The organism is Pseudomonas sp. SR18, assembly GCF_023701505.1.
In the GTDB taxonomy this organism is placed as follows: Bacteria; Pseudomonadota; Gammaproteobacteria; order Pseudomonadales; family Pseudomonadaceae; genus Aquipseudomonas; species Aquipseudomonas cyclaminis.
This window is the reverse complement of the sequence record NZ_JAMQAU010000002.1, coordinates 366,394-389,594: the sequence shown is the minus strand read 5'-3', so window position 1 is coordinate 389,594 and position 23,201 is coordinate 366,394. Positions and strand designations below refer to the sequence as shown.

The window sequence follows — 23,201 nt, the reverse complement described above, 5'->3', positions numbered from 1 at the left end:
AGCTCTGCGCAGTTTACCGATCTTCGTTACAAAACCTAGCAGCGTGCAAGCCAGCGCCCGCTTTCGCAGATGACCAAGCCTTCCAGTTCCAACTCGGTGAGGGTCGCCAGCACCTGGGACAAAGGCCGGCCGCTGGCAATCGCCAGGGCTTCGCTGGTGTGAGGTGCCGCGTGCAGCAAAGCCACCAACGGATGGGTCACTGGCATCGGCGTGGGGCGCGACAATGCCTGCCAGCCCCGCAAGCCTTCAAGGATGTGCTCGATGGTTTCCACCAGCGTCGCACCCTCGCGGATCAACTGATGACAACCCTTGGCCCCAGGGTGATGGATGGAGCCAGGGATCGCGTACACCTCACGGCCCTGCTCGGCGGCCAGCTTCGCGGTGATCAGCGAGCCACTGGCCACGCTGGCCTCCACCACCAGTACGCCCAACGACAGGCCACTGATGATGCGATTGCGCCGGGGAAAGTTGTTCGCCTGGGGCCCGGCATCCAGCGGGAACTCGGACACCACGGCACTGCCTTGGGCAATCATCGCCTCGGCGAGCCGCCGGTGGCGCTGTGGATAAAAATTTTCCAGGCCCGTGCCAAGCACGCCGATGGTATGTCCACCCACATCCAATGCCGCTTGATGCGCCGCGCCATCGATACCCAGCGCAAGGCCACTGGTGATGACAAAACCAGCACTGGCCAAACTGCGAGAAAACGCCGCGGCAGTGTCCATGCCAGGGCGCGACGCGCGCCGGCTGCCGACCATCGCCAGTTGCGGTTTTTCGAGGATTGAAGGGTCGCCAGCGACGAATAACAGCGGTGGCGCATCGTCGATCTGGGCGAGCAGAGCGGGGTACTCCGGTTGGTCCCACATCAGCAAATGCTGGGCCGGGCGCCCTAACCAGGCCAATGCTTGACTGGCGCCATCACGGATTTGCGGACTGCGCCGGGCGTCGGCGCTGACGGGGGGCAACCCCAGCGCACGCCAGGCACTGGCCGGTGCACTGATAGCCTTTGAAGCGCTGCCGAACGCTTCGATCAACAACCTGAAACGCTTCGGCCCTACCTCCGGCAGCCTGTGCAAGCGTAGTCGGGCCTCCAGTTCTGACGGGGAAATTTCACTGCTGTTTATCGGAAACATCTGATCATCCTTGACCGGAACAAGCTGTGGATAACTCTGTTGGTAACTTATTTAGCAGGCTATTTATTGCGTTTGCTCAGCAGTCTCGAAACGGTCCATCACGGCCAGTGGGCGCGAGGCGTTGAGAACCAGGCCATAACTGAGTTTTTCGTAGGTGCGGAACACCAGCAGCGTGCCGGCGCGCTCATCGGGTAGCTTCGTGGGGGCGCCGGTTAGCGGGTCACGGACGGTGGCGCCGGTTTTGATGACGGCCAGCAATTGGCCCTCGACCAGCCCGTCGCGCCGGCCCTTGTTCAGGGTGACGGCGTCCAGCACGCCGATCTGGGTCACGCCCCTCGGGATATCGATGATTTTTCCTTCAATGAAAGGCGCTGATTTCTGAGGCTCCAGCGCCGTGGGCAATTGCGCGCGGAGCAGACGGTCCCCAGGACGCACCTCCTGGGTGGCCCGTTGCACGGCGAGAGTGCTGAGGTCCCCCGCCATCACAAAACGAGCAGTACCGATGTCATCGGCATTGATACCCAGCAATTCTTGGGTCTGGGGGTCGGTATAGACCTTGCCTCGGCGAAAGATCCCATAGCTCGGCTGGGCCGGGTCCAGGTCGCCCCTGGCGTGCAAACGCTCGCCCTGGGTGCCCAGCACGCGCCCGGCCTCGGCCGCGACAATGTAAGGCGCTGTGTCCAGATCCCGGGGAGTATCCAGAATGCGGTTGTGCAATAAAAAGCGCTGGATGGCCTGTTGCGTCGGTAGATCCAGACGCGGGCCAGGTTGGGGAACCAGGGCTGCGGCAAACGGAACCCACAGCAGCAAGACGAGTAGCGATTTCCTCATGGGGTGAATCTCCTTTATTATGTGCGTTCGCGTGAAATGCCAGAGCCTTCGCGGCTTTCGAGCCTTTCACACCGGCCGTATGGGTCCATCCCACCGCCGATTTGCCTTTACCTCACATGTGCAGCAATTACGCTTATGGCTATTTTGAACATCCTCGAATTCCCCGACTCGCGCCTGCGCACGATCGCCAAACCGGTGGCCGTAGTGGACGACAAGGTTCGTCAGTTGGTCGATGACATGTTTGAAACAATGTATGAAGCCCCGGGTATCGGCCTCGCCGCCACCCAGGTCAACGTGCATCAGCGCATCGTGGTCATGGACCTGTCGGAAGACCGCAGCGAACCGATGGTGTACATCAACCCAGAGTTCGAACCGCTGACCGAAGAGATGGGCGAATACCAGGAAGGCTGCCTGTCGGTGCCGGAGTTCTACGAGAACGTCGAGCGCCCGCTGCGCGTCAAGATCAAGGCCCTGGACCGCGACGGCAAGCCGTTCGAGCTGATTGCCGAAGGCCTGCTGGCGGTGTGCATCCAACACGAATGCGACCACCTCAACGGCAAGCTGTTTGTCGATTACCTGTCCACGCTCAAGCGTGATCGGATCAAGAAGAAGCTGGAAAAAAAGCATCGCCAGCAAGCTTGATGCCCTCCTTCCAAAGGCTTGCTGCGGCAAGCCTTTTTCTTTTGTGACTGCTTTTAACCGAGACCTCCCATGACCGAGCCACTGCGCATTGTTTTTGCTGGCACCCCCGAATTCGCCGCCGAACACCTCAAGGCGCTGCTTGCCAGCCCTTACGATGTCATTGCGGTGTATACCCAGCCGGATCGCCCGGCCGGTCGCGGGCAAAAACTGATGCCGAGCCCGGTCAAGCAGTTGGCGCTGGAGCACAACATTGCTGTGCTGCAGCCGCCGACCCTGCGCAACGCCGAGGCACAGGCCGAGCTCGCTGCGCTAAAGCCTGACCTGCTGGTGGTGGTGGCTTACGGCTTGATCCTGCCGCAAGTGGTGCTGGATATCCCGCGCCTGGGCTGCATCAACAGTCATGCGTCACTGCTGCCACGCTGGCGCGGTGCGGCGCCAATCCAGCGCGCGGTGCAAGCCGGTGATGCTCAAAGCGGTGTAACCGTGATGCGCATGGAGGCGGGTTTGGACACCGGCCCGATGCTGCTCAAAGTGGTGACGCCGATCACCGCCGCAGACACTGGCGGCAGCCTGCACGACCGCCTGGCCGAAATGGGCCCGCCCGCCGTGATCCAAGCGATCGCTGGCCTCGCTGCCGGCACCCTGGAAGGCGAAGTGCAGGACGACAACCTGGCCACCTACGCCCACAAATTGAACAAAGACGAAGCACGCATCGACTGGAGCCGCCCGGCCGTGGAGCTGGAGCGCCTGGTGCGTGCCTTCAACCCGTGGCCGGTCTGCCACAGCACCCTCAATGGCGAAGCCTTGAAAGTGTTGGCCGCCACGTTAGCCGACGGCAAAGGCACCCCCGGTGAAATCATTGGCGCCAGCAAAGACGGCCTGTTGGTCGCCTGTGGCGAGCAGGCCCTGTGCCTGACCCGTCTGCAATTGCCCGGCGGCAAGGCGCTGAATTTCAGCGATTTGTTCAACAGCCGCCGTGAGAAGTTTTCCCTGGGCACCGTACTTGGGGTGGCCGCGCAATGAACCCACGTCTGGCCGCCGCCAAGGCTCTCGCCGCCGTACTCAACGGCAAGGCTTCGCTGAACAGTTCACTGCCGACGCAGTTGGATAAGGTCGAGGACCGCGATCGCGGCTTTACCCAGGACCTGGCTTTTGGCACCGCCCGTTGGCAGCCGCGCTTGTCGGCGCTGGCGGCCAAGCTGCTGCAAAAGCCATTCAAGGCGGCCGATGCTGACGTCGAAGCGCTGCTGCTGGTGGGGCTTTATCAGTTGCTCTACACCCGCGTGCCGGCCCATGCCGCCATCGGTGAAACCGTCGGTTGCGCCGACAAGCTGAAAAAACCCTGGGCCAAGGCCTTGCTCAATGCCGTACTGCGCCGCGCCCAGCGCGAAAGCGAAGCGCTGCTGGCCGAGCTGGAACATGACCCAGTGGTGCGTACCGCCCACCCGCGCTGGCTGCAAAAGTCCCTGAAGGCGTTCTGGCCCGAGCAGTGGGAAGCGATTTGCGCGGCCAACAATGCGCATCCACCGATGATTTTGCGGGTCAACCGTCGTCATCACGCACGTGACGCCTACCTGCAATTGCTCACCGATGCGGGCATCAACGCCACGCCGTGCGTGTACAGCGTCGATGGCATTGTGCTTGAAGCCGCCACTGACGTGCGCAGCCTGCCGGGTTTTGCCGAGGGTTGGATCAGCGTGCAGGACGAAGCCGCGCAATTGGCCGCCGATTTGCTCGACCTGGCGCCCGGCCAACGCGTACTCGACGCCTGCTGCGCCCCGGGCGGCAAGACCTGTCACATCCTGGAAGTCGAAAAAGACCTGGCCGGTGTCGTCGCTGTCGACCTGGAAGCCAAGCGCCTGGTGCGCGTACGAGAAAACCTCGCACGCCTGGGCCTGAGTGCCGACCTGATCGCCGCCGATGGCCGTGACACCGCCACCTGGTGGGACGGCAAACCATTCCAGCGCATCCTGCTCGACGCGCCATGCTCGGCCACCGGCGTGATCCGCCGCCACCCGGACATCAAGCTCACCCGCCAACCCGACGACATCGTCGCCCTGGCCACCCTGCAAGGTGAGCTGCTGGACGCCATGTGGCCGACCCTGGAAGTCGGCGGCATCCTGCTCTACGCCACCTGCTCCACCTTGCCTACCGAAAACACCGAGGTGATCGAAGCCTTCCTCGCCCGCACCAGCGGCGCCCGGGAGCTGGACCTCGCCACGACGGCTGGCATCAAGCAGCCGCACGGTCGCCAATTGCTCGCGCAAGAAGGCGGGCACGACGGCTTCTACTACGCCAAACTGATCAAGATTGCCGCCGCACGCGGCTGAATGGTTTTTGAGGGAGTGACCGGATGAAAATCATCATCCTTGGGGCAGGGCAGGTGGGCGGCACACTGGCGGAACATTTGGCCAGCGAAGCCAATGACATCACCGTGGTGGACACTGACGCTGAGCGCCTGCGCGACTTGGGCGACCGCCTGGACATCCGCACCGTACAAGGTCGTGCGTCGTTTCCTACGGTGCTGCGTCAGGCCGGAGCCGACGATGCCGACATGCTGGTGGCCGTGACCAACAGCGACGAGACCAACATGGTCGCGTGCCAGGTCGCCCACACTCTGTTCCACACCCCGACCAAGATCGCCCGTGTCCGCGAAGCCGCCTACCTGACCCGCGCCGGCCTGTTCGATAACGACGCCATCCCGGTCGACGTGCTGATCAGCCCGGAGCAGGTGGTGACCCACTACATCAAGCGCCTGATCGAAATTCCGGGCGCCCTGCAGGTGATCGACTTCGCGGGTGGCAAAGCGCAGTTGGTCGCAGTGAAGGCCTATTATGGCGGCCCACTGGTCGGCCAGCAGCTGCGCCAGCTGCGCGAACACATGCCCAATGTGGAAACCCGCGTAGCAGCGATTTTCCGGCGTGACCGGCCGATCCTGCCCCAGGGCGATACGGTGATCGAGGCCGACGACGAAGTGTTTTTCATCGCGGCTAAAGCGAATATTCGCGCCGTGATGAGCGAAATGCGCCGGCTTGACGAAAACTATAAACGCATCGTCATCGCCGGCGGCGGGCAGATCGGTGAGCGCCTGGCCGAGGCCATCGAAAGCCGCTATCAAGTGAAGATCATCGAGATGAACCCGGCGCGCTGCCGGCATTTGTCCGACACCCTCGACAGCACGGTCGTCCTGCAAGGCAGCGCCTCGGACCGCGACCTGTTGATGGAAGAAAACATCGCCGACGCCGACATTTTCCTGGCCCTGACCAACGATGACGAAGCCAACATCATGTCCTCGCTGCTGGCCAAGCGGCTGGGGGCCAAGAAGGTGATGACCATCATCAACAACCCGGCTTATGTCGACTTGATCCAGGGCGGCGATATCGACATCGCTATCAGCCCGCAACTGGCGACTATCGGCACCTTGCTGGCCCACGTACGCCGTGGCGATATCGTCAGCGTGCACTCCCTGCGCCGTGGCGCGGCGGAAGCCATCGAAGCGATCGCACACGGCGATGCGAAGTCGAGCAAAGTGATCGGCAAGGCCATCCGCGATATTGGCCTGCCACCGGGCACCACCATTGGCGCGATTATTCGCGATGAAGAAGTGATCATTGCCCACGACGATACGGTGATCGCCACGGGTGACCACGTGATCCTGTTCCTGGTGGATAAAAAACATATCCGCGATGTGGAGAAGTTGTTCCACGTGGGTTTGAGCTTTTTCTGATCAACCGGAGTGACCGACATGCTCGAATCCCTGGAAAAAATGCTCGCCAAGGGTGTGGATAATTCGCTGCTGCGCTTTGGGCTGGGCAAGGGTTATCTGGATCTGAAGGACAATGCCAAGGCGGCCGAGCATTTGCAGAAATGCGTGGAGTTCGACCCGAAGTATTCGGCAGCGTGGAAGTTGTTGGGTAAGGCGCAACTTGGCTTGAATGATCTGACCGCCGCACGGCTGGCATGGGAAAAGGGCATAGAAGCGGCCCAGGCCCATGGCGACAAACAGGCGGAAAAAGAAATGACGGTGTTCCTGAAGAAACTCGACCGCCAAGCCTAAGCGCAAATCAAATGTGGGAGGGGGCTTGCCCCCGATAGCGGTGTATCAGCCAAATATCAGTAGCTGACAGACTGCAATCGGGGGCAAGCCCCCTCCCACATTTGGTTTGTGTTGTTCTTTAGATCAGCGGTGAATCAGTACCACCGCGCTTCACCCGGTGGGCGTTTCTTGAAGCGTTTCATGCTCCACATGTACTGGCTCGGGTAGGCGCCGACATAGCGCTCCACCACCTTGCTCATCGCCGCGCAGGACGTGGCCGTGTCGGTGCTGTACATGTCTTCCGGCGCCGCTTCGAGGATTACTTTGTAGCCAGAACCGTCCGGCAGTCGCAGGGCGTGCAGGAACACACCAACAGCCTTGTGGCCCGCGAGCATGTTGGGCACGAACTTGCTGGTCAGCGCCTGGGTGGCAAAGAACGGCACGAAGATCCCTGCCGATTCCGCCGGCTCCGGGTCAGCGGGAATACCCACCTGGCCACCTTTGCGCACTTCCTTGATCACACTGAGAATGCCTTCCTTGGTGGACGCCGCCACGCGGTTGCCCAACTGCACGCGCTGTTTGCGCAGCAACTCATCCACCGCCTTGAGCTTGGGCGGGCGATAGAAAATGATCGGTTTGCACTGGTTGCAATAGAAGTGGTTCAACACCTCCCAGTTACCCAGGTGGCTGGTGATGCCGACCACGCCTTTGCCCGAGGCCAATGCTTCGTGCAGCACTTCGAGGCCTTCGACTTCACGCACCAGGTCGATGGAGCGTTGCGCCGGCCAGATCCAGGCACAGGCGCTTTCGGTCAGGGACTTACCGATGTCCATCAGGCTCTGGCCAACCAGGCGTTCGCGGGCGGCCGGGTCCATGTCCGGGAAACATTTGGAGAGGTTGATCCGCACCGTCTCGCGAGAGCGGTTGGGGGTTTTCCACATGATCCAGCCAATCGCCGTGCCGACGGCCTGGACGGCACGCCAGGGCAGCAGGGCAAACAACCGAAGAGCGCCTACCAGCAAGGCGCCTTTAAACTTTTCCACAGGTCACTCCCGTTCGTGTGTGGTGCGCAAAGCACGCATTCTAACCGGCGTTGACCAAGTCCGCGTAACGGTCGCAGTCCTGAGTGTGGTCCATGACCATGCCCGAGGCCTGCATGAACGCGTAGCAAATGGTCGGTCCGACGAAGGTGAAGCCGGCCTTTTTCAGGGCTTTGCTCATGGCTTCAGCCTCGGGGGTGATCGCCGGGACTTCGCTGCGATCCTTGAAGTGATTGACCTTGGGCACGCCGCCGACAAACGACCAGAGCAAGCCCACCGGATCTTCCAGCGCCAGCCAGGCCGCGGCGTTGCGGCGAGTGGCGTTGAGCTTGAGGCGGTTGCGCACGATACCAGGGTCGAGCATCAGCGCTTCGATCTCGTCGTCGCTCAAGTGCGCCAGGCGCTGCGCATCAAAACCAAACAAGACCTTTCGGTAATGCTCGCGTTTGCGTAAAACGGTGATCCAGGAAAGGCCCGCCTGGAACCCTTCGAGTAAAAGCAACTCGAACAAGCCCTGCGCATCGCGCAGCGGCGTTCCCCACTCCTGATCGTGATAAGCCATGTACAGCGGATCTTCAGAACACCAAAAGCAGCGTGGCATAAGGCTCCAGGGGATGGTGGCGCGGCCGAATCGGGTATACTCCCGCTCTTTAAATCGCAGCCCAAGTAACAGGTGAATTTCGTGAGCCAGCCTACGCCAGCCGTGCGTACCTTCCAAGACTTGATCCTCGCCCTCCAGCAATACTGGGCCGAGCAAGGTTGTGTGGTACTTCAGCCCTACGATATGGAAGTAGGCGCCGGCACTTTCCACACCGCTACCTTCCTGCGGGCCATTGGCCCGGAAACCTGGAACGCCGCTTATGTGCAGCCCAGTCGTCGCCCGACTGACGGCCGCTACGGCGAAAACCCGAACCGTCTGCAGCACTACTACCAATTCCAGGTGGTATTGAAGCCGAACCCGGACAACTTCCAGGAACTGTACTTGGGCTCGCTCAAGCATGTTGGCCTGGACCCGCTGGTCCACGATATCCGTTTCGTCGAAGACAACTGGGAATCGCCGACGCTGGGCGCCTGGGGCCTGGGCTGGGAAGTCTGGCTCAACGGCATGGAAGTGACGCAATTCACTTACTTCCAGCAAGCGGGCGGCATCGAGTGCTACCCGGTGACCGGCGAGATCACCTACGGCCTGGAACGCCTGGCCATGTACCTGCAGGGCGTGGACTCGGTCTACGACCTGGTATGGGCGGACGGCCCGTTCGGCAAAGTGACTTATGGCGATGTGTTCCACCAGAACGAAGTGGAGCAGTCGACCTACAACTTCGAACACGCCAACGTCGAGAAGCTGTTCGAACTGTTCGACTTCTATGAAAGCGAAGCCAAGCGCCTGATCGAACTCGACCAGCCGCTGCCGTTGCCAAGCTATGAAATGGTCCTGAAGGCATCCCACACCTTCAACCTGCTGGACGCCCGCCGTGCCATTTCGGTAACCGCGCGCCAGCAATACATCCTGCGTGTACGCACCCTGGCGCGTTCCGTCGCCCAAGCCTACCTGCTGGCTCGCGCCAAGCTGGGCTTCCCGATGGCCACCCCGGACCTGCGTGATGAAGTGTTGGCTAAGCTGGAGGCTGCACAATGAGTGCTCAAGATTTCCTGGTTGAACTGGGCACCGAAGAGCTGCCACCCAAGGCCCTCAACACCCTGGCCGATGCATTTTTGGCCGGTATCGAAAAAGGCCTGCAGACTGCCGGCCTGAAGTTTGAAGCCAAGAAAGTCTACGCCGCGCCACGTCGCCTGGCGGTGTTGCTGACTGCGCTGGAAACCCAGCAACCGGACCGCAGCATCAACCTCGACGGCCCGCCGCGCCAGGCGGCTTTCGACGCTGAAGGCAACCCGACCCAGGCCGCCCTTGGTTTTGCCAAGAAGTGTGGCGTGGAGCTGAGCGAGATCGATCAGAGCGGTCCGAAACTGCGCTTCAGCCAGGTCATCACCGGCAAGCCGACTGCCAGCCTGCTGCCGACCATCGTTGAAGACTCCCTGAACGACCTGCCGATCCCCAAGCGCATGCGCTGGGGTGCACGCAAAGAAGAATTCGTCCGCCCAACCCAATGGCTGGTGATGCTGCTCGGTGACCAGGTCATCGACTGCACCATCCTCGCCCAGAAGGCTGGCCGCGATTCCCGTGGTCACCGCTTCCATCATCCTGAAGCCGTACGCATCACCTCGCCGGCGAGCTATGCCGCCGACCTGCGTGCCGCTTACGTACTGGCCGACGCCAATGAGCGTCGCGAGCTGATCAGCAAGCGCACCGAAGAGCTGGCCCGCCTGCAGGAAGGCACGGCCATCGTGCCGCCAAGCCTGCTCGACGAAGTGACCGCGCTGGTTGAATGGCCAGTGCCGCTGGTGTGTTCGTTCGAAGAGCGCTTCCTCGACGTGCCGCAAGAAGCCCTGATCACCACCATGCAGGACAACCAGAAGTACTTCTGCCTGCTGGATGTGGACGGCAAGTTGCTGCCGCGCTTCATTACCGTGGCCAACATCGAAAGCAAAGACCCGCAGCAGATCATCGCCGGTAACGAGAAAGTCGTCCGCCCGCGCCTGACCGACGCCGAGTTTTTCTTCAAGCAAGACAAGAAGTCGAAGCTTGAAGACTTCAACCTGCGCCTGCAAAACGTGGTGTTCCAGGAAAAGCTCGGCAGCGTCTACGACAAGGCTGCGCGCGTTTCCAAGCTCGCTGCCTATATCGCACCCCGCATTGGCGGCGATGCGGCCTCGGCCGCCCGCGCCGGTATGCTGTCCAAGTGCGACCTGGCCACCGAGATGGTCGGCGAATTCCCTGAGATGCAAGGCGTTGCCGGCTACTACTACGCCCTCAACGATGGCGAGGCCGAAGACGTTGCCCTGGCACTGAACGAGCAGTACATGCCACGCGGTGCCGGTGCAGAGCTGCCAACCACCCTGACCGGCGCGGCCGTGGCCATCGCCGACAAGCTGGATACCCTGGTGGGTATCTTCGGTATCGGCATGCTGCCTACCGGTAGCAAAGACCCCTATGCCCTGCGCCGTGCAGCCCTGGGTGTGCTGCGTATCCTGATCGACAAGAAGCTCGACCTCGACCTGACCCAGGCCGTGGTGTTCGCGGTCGGCCAGTTCGGTACCAAGGTCAAGCAAGCCGGCCTGGCCGAGCAAGTGCTGGAGTTTGTGTTCGACCGCCTGCGTGCGCGCTACGAAGACGAAGGCGTGGACGTTTCCGTCTACCTGTCGGTACGTGCCCTGCAACCGGGTTCGGCGCTGGACTTCGATCAGCGCGTACAAGCCGTGCAGGCCTTCCGCAAGTTGCCGGAAGCCGATGCCCTGGCCGCTGTGAACAAGCGTGTGTCGAACCTGCTGAGCAAGGCCGAAGGCCTGGGCAACGCCGATGTCGACCCTGGCCTGTTTGCCGATGCCAAGGAGTTCTCGCTGAACTCGGCCATCGCCAAGGCAGAAAACGCCGTGAAGCCGCTGATCGCCGAGCGTAACTACGCCGAAGCACTGGCGCGCCTGGCCACATTGCGTGAGCCGGTGGATGCGTTCTTTGAAGCGGTGATGATCAATGCCGAAGACGCCGGCGTGCGGAAAAACCGCTACGCCATGCTGGCGCGTCTGCGCGGCTTGTTCGTCAACATCGCCGACATTTCGACCCTGAGCTGACCATGGTGAAACTGCTGATTCTCGATCGGGACGGGGTGATCAACTACGACTCCGACGCTTACATCAAGTCAGTGGCGGAGTGGATACCGCTGCCCGGCTCGATCGAGGCCATCGCGCAGTTGAGCAAAGCCGGTTGGACAGTGGCGATTGCCACCAACCAGTCCGGCATTGCCCGTGGCTACTACGACATCGCTACCCTGGACGCCATGCACGCGCGCTTGCGCACGTTAGTGGCGGAGCAGGGCGGTGAGGTGGGGTTGGTGACGTACTGCCCCCACGGGCCGGATGAGGGCTGCGATTGCCGTAAACCCAAGCCTGGCATGTTGAAAACCATTGCAGAACATTACAAGGTGCCGTTAGCTGGGATATGGTTCGTCGGGGACAGCCTCGGTGACCTGGAGGCGGCCAAAGCCGTCGACTCTCAGCCAGTTTTGGTAAAGACCGGGAAAGGCGAAAAGACCCAGGCGAAAAACCTGCCGGTAGGCACTTTGATTTTTGACGATCTGGCGGCCGTTGCCGCAGAACTTATCAACAACTAGCCGCCCTCAACATCCTGGCCAAGGAGTGTTCGGGAGTGCGCTTTTCAACAGGCGGGCCGTGTCCCGCAACGGTAAATGCCGCCATGTCGATCTTGCAGGCCATCAGAACCTTTTTCTTTTACCTGCTGCTGGGCACCAGTTCGCTTCTCTGGTGCACCCTGAGCTTTTTTATTGCACCCTTCCTGCCGTTCAAGGCGCGCTATCGCTTTATCAACGTCTATTGGTGCCGCTGCGCGTTGTGGCTGACCAAGGTGTTCCTGAACATCCGTTTTGAGATCAAGGGCGCTGAAAACGTCCCGGACCAGCCCTGCGTGATTTTGTCTAACCATCAGAGCACCTGGGAGACGTTCTTCCTCTCGGCGTACTTCTCGCCGTTGAGCCAGGTGCTCAAGCGCGAATTGCTGTACGTACCGTTCTTTGGCTGGGCCATGGCCATGTTGCGCCCGATCGCCATCGACCGTGACAACCCCAAGGCGGCGCTCAAGCACGTGGCCAAGAAGGGCGACGAGCTGCTCAAGGACGGCGTTTGGGTGCTGATCTTCCCGGAAGGTACGCGGGTGCCCTTTGGCACCGTGGGTAAATTCTCCCGAGGTGGTACGGCCCTGGCGGTCAACGCCCATCTGCCGGTGTTGCCGATTGCGCATAACGCCGGCAAGTTCTGGCCGAAGACTGGTTGGGCAAAACGCGAAGGCACCATCACCGTGGTGATTGGCGAACCTATGTACGCAGAAGGCGAAGGCCCACGCGCCATTGCCGCGCTGAATGAGCGCGCGCAGGCGTGGAATGAAGCGCAGCAACGGGCCATGGGTTCCCTGCCGCCGGAGCCGGTTGTGGTAGACACTCCGGTGGTATGAGCATCTGTGGATAACCTGTGCACGGATTGTTGGCGAATTGGCTTTTTTGCTTCATAACAAGCTGATTTACTTACATATTTCCAGAGACCTGAAAATCTCTAAAAACGTGCATAAGTTTTTTCCGCATAAAAAAACCGGTCCTTGTGACCGGTTTTTTATGCACAGCGCAAAAGCACGTTTTAGCACTCGTCCAGCAAGGGCAATTGCAGGCTGAATGTGGTGCCTTTGCCCACACTGCTTTCACATTCGATACGTCCTCCATGACGCTCCACGACCGCTTTGACCATGGTCAGCCCGAGTCCCAACCCATCGCTGCCTTGGGCTGAATCAAAGCGTTTGTACTGGCTGAATAACTCCGGTAAATCTTCGGCAGCTATACCCGGGCCCTGGTCACTGATCCGGCATTCCAACCAGCCTTGCGTGCTGCTGTGTCTCAACCGGACGGTGGTGCCGGACGGCGAGTATTTGATCGCGTTCTCCAGCACGTTGAATAACGCACGGGTGAGCAGCGACTGATCGGCTGACACCATCCCCTCATCTGCCTCATCCAGATCGTGGACCAGGTGAATGCCCTTGAGCTGTGCGATCAGCGCCACTTGGTCAAAAGCATCCATAACCAGCATGGCGAACAGCGTTGGCTGGAAGTGGTAACCGTCGGCCTCGGCTTTTGCCAACTGAACAAAAGATTCAGTCAGGCTCAAGGCGCGGCGTACCTGCTGCTCTATCTGCGCAAACACTGGCGACTCGGCGCTGTGTACGTCGAGCAGTGCAAGGATCGCCGAGTGCGGCGCACGAAGATCATGGGACAGGAAACGCAACATGGTTTCTCGGTGCTGCTGGGCCTCACGCTCCTTGCTGAGGTCAGTGAGGCTCAGCAGCCAACCCAGCGCCACGTCCCCTTCGGCCGGTAGCAGAGGTGCAAGCTCCATGCGCAGGCTGCGTTGGTGGATATCCCGAAACTCAACCAATTCCAATGCCGAAAGGGCAGGGCGCACGCCGTTGTGCAGGGGTGGATAACCCAGATCAACCAGCTGGTCCAACAGGTTTTGGTTGACCAGATCATTACCGAACACGTCGCGGGCAATACGGTTAGCCAGCAATATATTGCCTTGGGTGTCCGTGATCAGCGTCGCCACCGGCAGGCACTCAAGGCCGTCGGCCATAAAGCGCCGGGTGTCCCGCGTGCGGCTCACCGCTTGCTCCAGGGCAAAGATGCGCCCCTGCAACACATCACCTTTGCTGGCTGGCGCACGGCGGCGTTCGGGCAAGACTTTGGGTTCGTTATCCAACCGCGCCAGCTCCCAGCCAAAGTAGGCCAGGATCACGCTGAGACGCCGCCAATTCCAGATCAGGTAGCTGAGCAGCAAGCCGATCAGGCATGCCGCAGGCGACCACCAGTAGCCCATACGCAGTAGGGCAAATGAGCCGAGCAAGGCCGTAAACATACACCCCAGCGTCATCCATAGCGCATAGCGTGGACGGTAGAGCAGCAGGCCCAGCAGCAGCGCCACCCAGGACGTTGCCATCACGGCTGACAGCCATTGCGGCATATCCACGACGCTACGCCCTTGCAGTAGGCCGTTGAGCACGTTGGCCTGGATCTCCACACCCGCTGTAGTGCCCATCATGGGGGAAAGCGGAGTGACAAAACGATCGCCCATGCCCGAACCTGGGGCGCCTACCAAAATAAGGCGGTTACGCAACTGCTCAGGAGGGACTTCGCCGCGTAATACGCTGACATAAGACACACTCGGAAAACGGCTGTCGGGGTCGATATACGGGATGCGAACTGCATGTTCCTGATGCCAGCCCTGGGAGTTCGAATCGCGAGGCTCACCTGGCATCTCTGAGGGTTGGCCACTCATCGTGAACGCTAGCCATGCCAACTGAGGCGCCGTGGCATCGGGTGGGCCCTCGCGCAAATACAGCCTGCGCACCACGCCATCGCTGTCCGCTTCCACGTTGATATGCCCTATGCCTTTGGCACATTTAAGCAGTGGCTGCAGCTCTCCTCTGGGCTGGCTATCGCTGGCAGAATCATCACGCGCCAGGGGCAACAGTACGTTGCCGGCGCTGCACAGCGCGTCGGCCAAGCGTTTGTCAGCAGCGAGATCGGCAGGATCGCTGAATATCACGTCGAACAGGATGGCGGTGGGTTGTGCAGCACTCAGGCGGTCGATCAGGTCGGCATGCAAACTACGGGGCCAAGGCCACTGCCCGAGCTTCTTCAAGCTGGCGTCATCGATGGTCACCAATAAGATACGTGGGTCCACCGGCAGCGGTGTCAGACGGCGAAGGCTGTCGTACAGCGGATTGTTCAACGCCAGGCCAGCACTCGTCGAAAGGTAGGCCGTGATCGGCAACAACAGCAAACCGATCCACAACCACTCACGAACCAAACCGTGGAACAGCCGTTGGGCATGGGTGGGTTGACGTTTTTCAGCCTTGCCCCAGAGCATCATTGATCAGCGTTTCCCTGTTGTTGGCATACGAAAGGAAGTGGCATAGCGCCCAGTGAAGCTCATTTTCGCGGCAGTGGAAAAGTTTTCCTGCGTGAGGCTCATAAAGGTAGAAGCACCAAGGTATCTACCATTGGGGCACAGAAGTCTACGACAGCGCACGCGTCGGCTGATCCTTTTCCTTACGGCCTGGAGCCGGTATCTTTCCCACATCGGTACCGAGGACTTTAACTGGGTTGATCACTCATTGAACCCAGCCTACCGAGAGATCCAAGGGGCTAACGAATCTGCGCACAATTCTTCAGATTCGATGGCTGGCATCTGCGCAGTACGTGCCCTCACTACGACTGCCGTACTCTTCAAAATGAAAGGACCCACCCATGCGTGTCGCAATACTGGATGACGAACCCGCTGAATTGCGAAGGGTGGAACAGACACTGCGACAAATCCCCAGCACCGCCGAACAGCCCTGGACCCTGCATTGCTTCGAGCGTGGTGAGGACCTGCTGCGTCAGTTGCGGCGGGAAACCTTTGATCTGCTGATACTCGATTGGCAACTGCCCGATATCACCGGCATTGCGTTGCTGCGCTGGACCCGTGAGCACATGGAGTCGCCACCCGCCGTGATCATGCTCACCAGCAGGGATGCGGAAAGCGATATCGTCACCGCGTTGAACAGTGGCGCCGATGACTACGTCAGCAAACCCTTTCGTCCCAACGAACTCAAGGCTCGGGTTACCGCCGTTCTACGTCGCCATGGCCTGCAGAAGTCGGCGACCCAGGAAGTACAAAGTTTCAACGATCTGACCTTCGACGACGCCGAGTTGACCGTCACCCGCGCGGGAAAACCGATCAACCTTACTGAACGCGAATACCGCTTGGCGAGTTGCTTGTTCGCCAACTTAGCGCGACCGTTGTCTCGCGAGTACCTTTACGAGCGGTTCTGGACCCATGAAGAAATGGTGTCCTCACGGCCATTGGATACGCATATCTATCGACTGCGCAACAAGCTCGGCCTTACTGCTGATAGAGGTTGGCAGCTGTTGACGATTTATGGGTATGGGTACCGGTTGGAGAGCGTGGCGACTGCTTCCCATGGTTGAAAAGGGTGATGTTCCACGTGGAGCATTCAAAAAATACTGATTTCCACGTAATAAAAAAGGCCAACGCATAACGTTGGCCTTTTTGTTTTGCGGGTCCCGCCTGGATCAGAAGTCCAGGTTAGACACTGCCAGAGCGTTGCTTTCGATGAAGTCACGGCGAGGCTCGACCGCATCACCCATCAGGGTGTTGAAGATCTGATCCGCACCAATGGCGTCTTCGATGGTCACGCGCAGCATGCGACGCTGGGCAGGGTCCATGGTGGTTTCCCACAGTTGATCCGGGTTCATCTCGCCCAGACCTTTGTATCGCTGGATGGTGTGACGTTTGGTGCTTTCGGCCATCAACCAGTCCAGAGCCTCTTTGAACTCCTTGACTGCTTTCTTACGCTCGCCACGCTGAATGTAAGCGCCGTCGTCCAACAGGGTGCTGAGTTGGGCACCCAAGGTAACCACGGTCTTGTAGTCGTTGCTGCCGAAGAAGTCGCGGTTGAAGGTGACGTAGTTCGACAGGCCGTGGGAGATCAGTTCAACCTCTGGCAGCCACACGTTACGTTCACGGTCTTCACGCAGACTGGCTTTGTACACCAGGCCAGACTTCTCGACAGTGCGCAGACGTACTTCGTACTGGGCCAGCCAATCCTGCATGTGTGCATGATCGCCCAACTGTTCCAGGGTGATGGCCGGAAGGTAAATGAAGTGCTCGGTCAGCTCCTGAGGGTACAGGCGCGACAGGCGCTTGAGGGTCTTCATCACCATGCGGAAGTCGTTAACCAGACGCTCCAATGCTTCGCCGGAAATACCCGGGGCTTCATCGTTCAAGTGCAGGCTCGCATCTTCCAGAGCCGACTGCGTCATGTACTCTTCCATGGCGTCGTCGTCTTTGATGTATTGCTCTTGCTTACCCTTTTTCACTTTGTACAACGGTGGCTGGGCGATGTAGATGTAGCCGCGCTCGATCAACTCCGGCAACTGACGGAAGAAGAAGGTCAGCAGCAGGGTACGGATGTGCGAACCGTCGACGTCAGCATCGGTCATGATGATGATGTTGTGATAGCGCAGCTTGTCGATGTTGTATTCATCGCGGCCGATGCCGCAGCCCAGCGCCGTGATCAAGGTGCCGACTTCCTGGGAGGAAATCATCTTGTCGAAGCGGGCCTTTTCAACGTTGAGGATCTTGCCCTTCAACGGAAGAATGGCCTGGGTGCGACGGTTACGACCCTGCTTGGCGGAACCGCCAGCAGAGTCACCTTCCACCAAGTACAGTTCGGAGAGGGCAGGGTCCTTCTCCTGGCAGTCAGCCAGTTTGCCCGGCAGGCCGGCGATATCCAGCGCGCCTTTGCGGCGGGTCATCTCACGAGCCTTACGTGCGGCTTCACGGGCACGCGCGGCATCGATCATCTTACCGACGACCAACTTGGCTTCGTTCGGGTTCTCCAGCAGGAAGTCGGAGAAGTACTTACCCATCTCCTGTTCAACAGCTGTCTTCACTTCGGAAGACACCAGCTTGTCTTTAGTCTGGGAACTGAACTTGGGATCCGGCACTTTTACCGAGATGATCGCGGTCAGGCCTTCGCGTGCATCGTCACCCGTGGTGGCGACTTTATGCTTCTTGGCCAAGCCTTCGGCTTCGATGTAGGTGTTCAGGTTGCGCGTCAGTGCGGAACGGAAACCCACCAGGTGAGTACCGCCGTCGCGCTGTGGAATGTTGTTGGTGAAGCACAACAGGTTCTCGTTGAAGCTGTCGTTCCACTGCAGGGCGATTTCTACGCCGATGCCGTCTTCACGCTGGATGTTGAAGTGGAACACCTGGTTGACCGCAGTCTTGTTGGTGTTCAGGTATTCAACGAATGCCCGCAGACCGCCTTCGTACTTGAACAGCTCTTCCTTTCCGCTGCGCTCGTCTTTGAGGACGATACCCACACCGGAGTTGAGGAAGGACAGTTCACGGATACGCTTGGCCAGAATATCCCAGCTGAAGTGGATATTCTTGAAAGTTTCAGCCGATGGCTTGAAGTGAATCTGCGTGCCGGTCGATTCACTGTCGCCGACGATTTTCATCGGCTCCTGTGGAACGCCGTGGACGTAAGTCTGTTCCCAGATCTTTCCGCTACGGCGGACGGTCAGGATCAACTCTTCGGACAGCGCGTTCACTACCGAAACACCTACACCGTGCAAACCGCCGGATACTTTATAGGAGTTATCGTCGAACTTACCGCCAGCGTGGAGCACGGTCATGATGACCTCTGCCGCCGAAACGCCTTCTTCTTTGTGCACATCTACCGGAATGCCACGACCGTTGTCGCGCACGGTAATGGATTCATCCGGGTGGATGATGATGCTGATGTCGTCGCAGTGACCGGCCAAAGCTTCGTCGATGGAGTTGTCGACCACCTCGAACACCATGTGGTGCAGACCGCTACCGTCATCAGTGTCGCCAATGTACATACCGGGACGTTTGCGTACGGCATCCAAACCTTTCAGCACTTTAATGCTGGTCGAGTCGTACGTGTTTTCTTCGCTCATGCCTTCACTCCCGATGGTCGTGGGTCTGGGTGATACGGCCTTGTTCCACGTGGAACAAAGCGACTGGCGTTTCCGTCTGCCAGCCTTCCCTCAATAATTCATGGTCTACACAAGTGATAAACACCTGGCAGCGTAAGTCTTCCAATAAGCGGCATAGCGCGCGGCGGTGTTGCTCGTCGAGTTCAGACGGCAAGTCATCCACCAGATAAATACACTGGCCGCGTCGGGCTTGGCTAACCAAGTGGCCTTGAGCGATACGCAGCGCACACACCACCAACTTCTGCTGGCCGCGGGACAAGATATCCGCAGCGTTATGAGCGCCTAATCTAAGACGCAAATCTGCCCGTTGGGGTCCGGCCTGGGTATGGCCAATTTGCTGATCCCGCTGCAGGGACGTGGCGAGCACTGCGCTCAGTTCACGCTCTTTGTCCCAACCACGGTAGTAGCTCAGCGTCAGCCCTTCGAGATCCAACAACTCACTCAAAGTCTGCTCAAAGACTGGTTTCAAGGCTTTGATGTAGGCGCGGCGGTATTCATCTATTTCGTCGCTGGCCAGGCACAGTTCCCGGTCCCAGGCCGCTTGCGAAGCGGCGTCAAGTGTACCATGCCGCAGCCACGAGTTCCGCTGCCGCAGGGCCTTCTGCAGGCGCTGCCAAGTGGCCATGAAGCGCGGTTCCACGTGGAACACTCCCCAATCGAGGAATTGCCTGCGGATTTTGGGTGCGCCTTCCAACAGCCGAAAGCTGTCAGGGTTTATCAACTGCAATGGCAGGATCTCTGCCAATTGCGCAGCACTGCGCGCATTTTGCCCGTCGATACGAATCTGAAATTCACCGCCACGATCACGTGATATCCCCAGGCTGCTGTATCCGCCCTCCGCCAGTTCAACCTGGCCAAAGACAGTACACGCCAATTGTTCGTACTGGATAACCGGTAACAAGCGCGCACTGCGAAAGGAACGGGCGAGCCCCAGCAAGTGGATAGCTTCCAGCACGCTGGTTTTTCCACTGCCGTTGGCACCGTGGAGGATATTAATGCGGGGGGAGGGGGAGAAGGTCACCGGGTGCAGGTTGCGCACCGCGGTGACTGAAACGCGACTGAGGGACATCTAGCGTCTGCTGAGCATGATTACAGGCGCATCGGCATAACAACATAAGCCGAATCGTCGTTGTCGGATTCCTGCACCAAGGCGCTGCTGTTGGAGTCCGACAGGATCAGGCGCACCTGTTCAGTGGTCATCACGCCAAGTACGTCCAGCAGGTAGCTCACGTTGAAGCCGATTTCCAACGAACCGCCGTTGTAGTCAACGCCTACTTCTTCTTCCGCCTCTTCCTGCTCCGGGTTATTGGCCTGAATTTTCAGCTGACCGTTGGCCAGTTGCAGACGAATACCACGGTATTTTTCGTTGGACAGAATCGCTGTGCGGCTGAACGCTTCACGCAGTGCCTGACGATCGCCGATCACCAACTTGTCACCGCCTTTAGGCAGCACGCGCTCGTAATCCGGGAATTTACCGTCGACCAGCTTGGACGTGAAGGTGAACTCGCCGGTGGTGGCGCGAATGTGGTGCTGACCCAATACGATGCTGACATTGCCATCCGGCTCAGTGAGCAGGCGCGCCAGCTCAAGAATACCTTTACGCGGCACGATCACCTGGTGACGGTCCGGCTGGCCGATATCGGCGCGCATCGAGCACATCGCCAGACGGTGACCGTCAGTGGCTACGGCGCGGATAATGCCCTCGGACACTTCCAGCAGCATGCCGTTGAGGTAGTAACGCACGTCCTGCTGGGCCATGGCGAAGCTGGTGCGCTCGATCAAACGGCGCAATTTGCTTTGCTCCAGGCTGCAGGTCAGCGAGCCAGGGCCTTCTTCTACCGTCGGGAAATCATTGGCTGGCAGTGTCGACAAGGTGAAACGACTACGGCCGGCCTTCACCACCAACTTCTGCTCATCAACCTTGATGTCGATCAGCGCGTCGTTCGGCAGGCTCTTGCAGATGTCCATCAGCTTGCGCGCCGGTACCGTGATTTCGCCCGGCTCGGCAGGCTCTTCCAGCTGTACACGACCAACCAGTTCGACTTCCAGGTCGGTGCCAGTCAGGGACAACTGCTGGCCTTCGACAACCAGCAATACGTTGGAGAGCACCGGCAAGGTCTGTCGGCGCTCGACGACGCCTGCGACCAGTTGCAGGGGTTTCAACAGGGCTTCGCGTTGAATGGTGAAATGCATGGTCTAGTCCCTTGCCTTAATAAGCTGCGCTGGTGTCATCAAGTGGTCAGTGTACGCAGCAGGTTCTTGTAGTCCTCGCGAATATCCGCGTCGGATTCCTTAAGTTCGTTGATCTTGCGGCATGCGTGCAAGACCGTAGTGTGGTCGCGACCACCAAACACATCGCCGATTTCCGGTAGGCTATGGTTGGTCAACTCCTTGGAGAGAGCCATGGCCACCTGGCGCGGACGAGCCACCGAGCGCGAACGGCGCTTGGACAGCAGATCGGAAATCTTGATCTTGTAGTACTCGGCCACGGTGCGCTGGATGTTATCCACACTCACCAGTTTGTCCTGCAGTGCCAGCAAGTCTTTCAGGGATTCGCGGATCAGTTCGATGGTGATGTCGCGACCCATGAAGTGCGAGTGAGCGATGACCCGCTTGAGCGCGCCTTCCAGCTCACGCACGTTGGAGCGAATGCGTTGGGCGATAAAGAACGCCGCGTCGTGCGGTAGATCGACCTTAGCCTGATCAGCTTTTTTCATCAGGATCGCAACGCGGGTTTCGAGTTCCGGCGGCTCGACCGCAACGGTCAGACCCCAGCCGAAGCGCGATTTCAAGCGCTCTTCCAGACCTTCGATTTCCTTCGGATAACGGTCACTGGTCAAGATGACCTGTTGGCCGCCTTCGAGCAGGGCGTTGAACGTATGGAAAAACTCTTCCTGGGAACGCTCTTTGCGCGCGAAGAATTGGATGTCATCGATCAGCAAGGCGTCAACGGAGCGATAGAAGCGCTTGAACTCGTTGATGGCATTGAGCTGCAAGGCCTTGACCATGTCAGCCACGAAACGCTCCGAGTGCAGGTACACGACCTTGGCATTCGGGTTCTTCTTTAATAGGTGGTTACCCACAGCGTGCATCAAGTGAGTCTTACCCAAGCCAACGCCACCATAAAGGAAGAGCGGGTTGTAACCGTGCTTGGGGTTATCCGCCACTTGCCAGGCCGCGGCGCGAGCAAGCTGGTTGGATTTACCTTCGACGAAATTCTCGAAGGTAAAGGTGCGGTTCAGGTAACTGGTGTGCTTGAGCGCGCCTTCTACCTGCACGGTGCGCTGTTCGGCGCGAACCGGTGCCTGTTGCGAGCTGGCGCCAGCCATCGGGTCGAAGCTGTCGCGAGACGGCTCTTCATTAATAGGCGCATTTTTCTGCGACGCTGATTTCGAAGGCGTCTGGGCAAGCGGCGCGGGTGAATTGTTAACAGGTGCCACTGCGGCCTGGGCCTGCGAGGCACTCGCCGCCAACGGCGCATTCGGCGCAGCGCGAGGCGCCGAGCTACGTTTGCTGCCTATTAACAAGGAGAGAACGGGCGCGAGACCGTTGCCATGTTCGTCGAGCAATTCGAGAACGCGGCTCAGGTACTTCTCGTTGACCCAGTCGAGAACGAAACGGTTGGGCGCATAAACGCGCAACTCGTCGCCTTCGGCTTCGACCTGTAGCGGACGGATCCAGGTGTTGAATTGCTGGGCAGGCAGCTCATCGCGCAAAAGCTCCACGCACTGCTGCCAAAGTTCCACTGACACGGATATCCCCTAAGTTGAAAGCCGGTGAGGCAAAAACAGCCGCCATTGTAGCGGCGAGCCGCCCACTTATCCACATGTAGGTTGCCCACAGGGCACCCAAAATCAACGTCTTATCGGGGAAAAAGGCGACCAATGGTCTGTGCATAAGCTCTGTGGATAAGCGCCCCTGAGCTCGTTGCACAAGTGGGGGTGAAAGTCTGTGGGTAACTGGCCTGTGAATAACATGCCATTCCACACACAGCTTATCCGACAGCGCAGCACAGGCAGAGCACTGCTTCTCCCCCGTGTTGTCATCCTCTGTACACCACGTGGAATATGGCCTTAACACAGTTATCCACAGAGGATGGCCTGCCTAGCTTTTATAAGCTTTACAGAAAAGCTTTAAATAACTTCCTTCTTTATTTTTATATCTATGACATTGCTCGTGGAAGGCCGGCGGATAGAAAAGGGCGTTTTGCCCTATAGCGATCTAATTGAAGGAAAAGCTGGTTGGAAATTGACCTAGAGGCTTGCTTTCTCTAGAATCGCCGGTCTCTTAAAACGGGGGCCATTCCGGCCCGTTGTGG

Annotated in this window: 19 protein-coding genes; 10 read left to right on the top strand and 9 right to left on the bottom strand. The window is 59.2% G+C overall.

Features of this window, described 5'->3' with window-relative positions; genetic code table 11:
- Positions 1-35 precede the first annotated feature (35 nt).
- Both dprA and NDJ82_RS05605 read right to left on the bottom strand, forming a co-directional pair.
- Complete coding sequence (gene dprA, locus NDJ82_RS05610) at positions 36-1,130, bottom strand: DNA-processing protein DprA (RefSeq protein ID WP_112192833.1); 1,095 nt, start codon at positions 1,128-1,130, stop codon at positions 36-38.
- 63 nt (positions 1,131-1,193) lie between these two features.
- Positions 1,194-1,961: a peptidoglycan-binding protein gene (locus tag NDJ82_RS05605; protein ID WP_250925063.1), complete on the bottom strand. Its 768-nt coding sequence runs from the start codon at positions 1,959-1,961 to the stop codon at positions 1,194-1,196.
- A 135-nt stretch (positions 1,962-2,096) separates the two neighbouring features.
- On the opposite strand from NDJ82_RS05605, the gene def reads away from it, so the two are divergent.
- The 5 genes from def to NDJ82_RS05580 all read left to right on the top strand — a co-directional run bounded on the left by def (position 2,097) and on the right by NDJ82_RS05580 (position 6,660).
- On the top strand, positions 2,097-2,603 hold the full coding sequence (def, locus tag NDJ82_RS05600; RefSeq protein WP_099586151.1) for a peptide deformylase: 507 nt from the start codon (positions 2,097-2,099) through the stop codon (positions 2,601-2,603).
- Between the two features lie 69 nt (positions 2,604-2,672).
- On the top strand, positions 2,673-3,626 hold the full coding sequence (fmt, locus tag NDJ82_RS05595; protein ID WP_112192831.1) for a methionyl-tRNA formyltransferase: 954 nt from the start codon (positions 2,673-2,675) through the stop codon (positions 3,624-3,626).
- Positions 3,623-4,933, top strand: a complete 1,311-nt coding sequence (rsmB, locus tag NDJ82_RS05590) for a 16S rRNA (cytosine(967)-C(5))-methyltransferase RsmB (RefSeq protein ID WP_099586149.1) — start codon at positions 3,623-3,625, stop codon at positions 4,931-4,933. Before fmt ends, rsmB begins: the two co-directional genes overlap by 4 nt.
- 23 nt (positions 4,934-4,956) lie before the next feature.
- On the top strand, positions 4,957-6,330 hold the full coding sequence (gene trkA, locus NDJ82_RS05585) for a Trk system potassium transporter TrkA (RefSeq protein ID WP_112192829.1): 1,374 nt from the start codon (positions 4,957-4,959) through the stop codon (positions 6,328-6,330).
- A gap of 18 nt (positions 6,331-6,348) precedes the next feature.
- The gene (locus NDJ82_RS05580) at positions 6,349-6,660 is read left to right on the top strand and encodes a tetratricopeptide repeat protein (protein ID WP_250925062.1); all 312 of its coding nucleotides are present in this window, start codon (positions 6,349-6,351) and stop codon (positions 6,658-6,660) included.
- A 134-nt stretch (positions 6,661-6,794) separates the two neighbouring features.
- Here the strand turns inward: NDJ82_RS05580 and NDJ82_RS05575 are convergent, their stop codons facing one another.
- Both NDJ82_RS05575 and NDJ82_RS05570 read right to left on the bottom strand, forming a co-directional pair.
- Entirely contained in the window at positions 6,795-7,682 is an 888-nt protein-coding gene (locus NDJ82_RS05575) for a lysophospholipid acyltransferase (RefSeq protein WP_099586146.1), read from the bottom strand.
- 40 nt (positions 7,683-7,722) lie between these two features.
- A complete protein-coding gene (locus tag NDJ82_RS05570; RefSeq protein ID WP_099586145.1) occupies positions 7,723-8,280 on the bottom strand; it encodes a DNA-3-methyladenine glycosylase I in 558 nt (185 codons plus the stop codon).
- 81 nt (positions 8,281-8,361) lie between these two features.
- Between NDJ82_RS05570 and glyQ the strand changes: the two genes are divergently transcribed.
- The 4 genes from glyQ (at position 8,362) to NDJ82_RS05550 (ending at position 12,759) form a co-directional block, all read left to right on the top strand.
- Positions 8,362-9,315, top strand: coding sequence for a glycine--tRNA ligase subunit alpha (gene glyQ / locus NDJ82_RS05565; RefSeq protein ID WP_003213601.1), 954 nt, complete (start codon positions 8,362-8,364; stop codon positions 9,313-9,315).
- Positions 9,312-11,366 carry a glycine--tRNA ligase subunit beta gene (gene glyS / locus NDJ82_RS05560; RefSeq protein WP_250925061.1) on the top strand — a complete coding sequence of 685 codons (2,055 nt, stop codon included), beginning with the start codon at positions 9,312-9,314 and terminating at the stop codon, positions 11,364-11,366. Before glyQ ends, glyS begins: the two co-directional genes overlap by 4 nt.
- A gap of 2 nt (positions 11,367-11,368) precedes the next feature.
- Positions 11,369-11,905 carry a D-glycero-beta-D-manno-heptose 1,7-bisphosphate 7-phosphatase gene (gmhB, locus tag NDJ82_RS05555; protein WP_178075384.1) on the top strand — a complete coding sequence of 179 codons (537 nt, stop codon included), beginning with the start codon at positions 11,369-11,371 and terminating at the stop codon, positions 11,903-11,905.
- 83 nt (positions 11,906-11,988) lie between these two features.
- Entirely contained in the window at positions 11,989-12,759 is a 771-nt protein-coding gene (locus tag NDJ82_RS05550; RefSeq protein ID WP_017528685.1) for a lysophospholipid acyltransferase family protein, read from the top strand.
- A 179-nt stretch (positions 12,760-12,938) separates the two neighbouring features.
- On the opposite strand, the gene NDJ82_RS05545 is transcribed toward NDJ82_RS05550, so the two are convergent.
- Entirely contained in the window at positions 12,939-15,221 is a 2,283-nt protein-coding gene (locus tag NDJ82_RS05545) for a CHASE2 domain-containing protein (RefSeq protein ID WP_250925060.1), read from the bottom strand.
- 377 nt (positions 15,222-15,598) lie between these two features.
- Between NDJ82_RS05545 and NDJ82_RS05540 the strand changes: the two genes are divergently transcribed.
- Positions 15,599-16,321 (top strand): response regulator transcription factor, encoded by a 723-nt coding sequence (locus tag NDJ82_RS05540; RefSeq protein ID WP_099586142.1) that lies wholly within the window; start codon positions 15,599-15,601, stop codon positions 16,319-16,321.
- Between the two features lie 105 nt (positions 16,322-16,426).
- On the opposite strand, the gene gyrB is transcribed toward NDJ82_RS05540, so the two are convergent.
- The 4 genes from gyrB to dnaA are packed head-to-tail and all read right to left on the bottom strand — an operon-like array spanning position 16,427 to position 22,635.
- Complete coding sequence (gene gyrB / locus NDJ82_RS05535) at positions 16,427-18,844, bottom strand: DNA topoisomerase (ATP-hydrolyzing) subunit B (RefSeq protein WP_099586141.1); 2,418 nt, start codon at positions 18,842-18,844, stop codon at positions 16,427-16,429.
- 4 nt (positions 18,845-18,848) lie between these two features.
- A complete protein-coding gene (gene recF, locus NDJ82_RS05530; RefSeq protein WP_099586140.1) occupies positions 18,849-19,952 on the bottom strand; it encodes a DNA replication/repair protein RecF in 1,104 nt (367 codons plus the stop codon).
- 20 nt (positions 19,953-19,972) lie between these two features.
- Entirely contained in the window at positions 19,973-21,076 is a 1,104-nt protein-coding gene (gene dnaN / locus NDJ82_RS05525; protein WP_005783345.1) for a DNA polymerase III subunit beta, read from the bottom strand.
- Positions 21,077-21,114: 38 nt separating this feature from the next.
- Complete coding sequence (dnaA, locus tag NDJ82_RS05520; protein ID WP_099586139.1) at positions 21,115-22,635, bottom strand: chromosomal replication initiator protein DnaA; 1,521 nt, start codon at positions 22,633-22,635, stop codon at positions 21,115-21,117.
- Positions 22,636-23,201: the final 566 nt, after the last annotated feature.

Coding starts and splice junctions, on each gene's coding strand:
- glyS (WP_250925061.1), top strand. CDS start 9,312: ATGAGTGCTCAAGATTTCCTGGTTGAACTGGGCACCGAAGAGCTGCCA.
- gmhB (WP_178075384.1), top strand. CDS start 11,369: ATGGTGAAACTGCTGATTCTCGATCGGGACGGGGTGATCAACTACGAC.
- recF (WP_099586140.1), bottom strand. CDS start 19,952: ATGTCCCTCAGTCGCGTTTCAGTCACCGCGGTGCGCAACCTGCACCCG.
- NDJ82_RS05605 (WP_250925063.1), bottom strand. CDS start 1,961: ATGAGGAAATCGCTACTCGTCTTGCTGCTGTGGGTTCCGTTTGCCGCA.
- NDJ82_RS05580 (WP_250925062.1), top strand. CDS start 6,349: ATGCTCGAATCCCTGGAAAAAATGCTCGCCAAGGGTGTGGATAATTCG.
- gyrB (WP_099586141.1), bottom strand. CDS start 18,844: ATGAGCGAAGAAAACACGTACGACTCGACCAGCATTAAAGTGCTGAAA.
- rsmB (WP_099586149.1), top strand. CDS start 3,623: ATGAACCCACGTCTGGCCGCCGCCAAGGCTCTCGCCGCCGTACTCAAC.
- fmt (WP_112192831.1), top strand. CDS start 2,673: ATGACCGAGCCACTGCGCATTGTTTTTGCTGGCACCCCCGAATTCGCC.
- NDJ82_RS05550 (WP_017528685.1), top strand. CDS start 11,989: ATGTCGATCTTGCAGGCCATCAGAACCTTTTTCTTTTACCTGCTGCTG.
- def (WP_099586151.1), top strand. CDS start 2,097: ATGGCTATTTTGAACATCCTCGAATTCCCCGACTCGCGCCTGCGCACG.
- trkA (WP_112192829.1), top strand. CDS start 4,957: ATGAAAATCATCATCCTTGGGGCAGGGCAGGTGGGCGGCACACTGGCG.
- NDJ82_RS05570 (WP_099586145.1), bottom strand. CDS start 8,280: ATGCCACGCTGCTTTTGGTGTTCTGAAGATCCGCTGTACATGGCTTAT.
- NDJ82_RS05540 (WP_099586142.1), top strand. CDS start 15,599: ATGCGTGTCGCAATACTGGATGACGAACCCGCTGAATTGCGAAGGGTG.
- dnaN (WP_005783345.1), bottom strand. CDS start 21,076: ATGCATTTCACCATTCAACGCGAAGCCCTGTTGAAACCCCTGCAACTG.
- dprA (WP_112192833.1), bottom strand. CDS start 1,130: ATGTTTCCGATAAACAGCAGTGAAATTTCCCCGTCAGAACTGGAGGCC.
- NDJ82_RS05545 (WP_250925060.1), bottom strand. CDS start 15,221: ATGATGCTCTGGGGCAAGGCTGAAAAACGTCAACCCACCCATGCCCAA.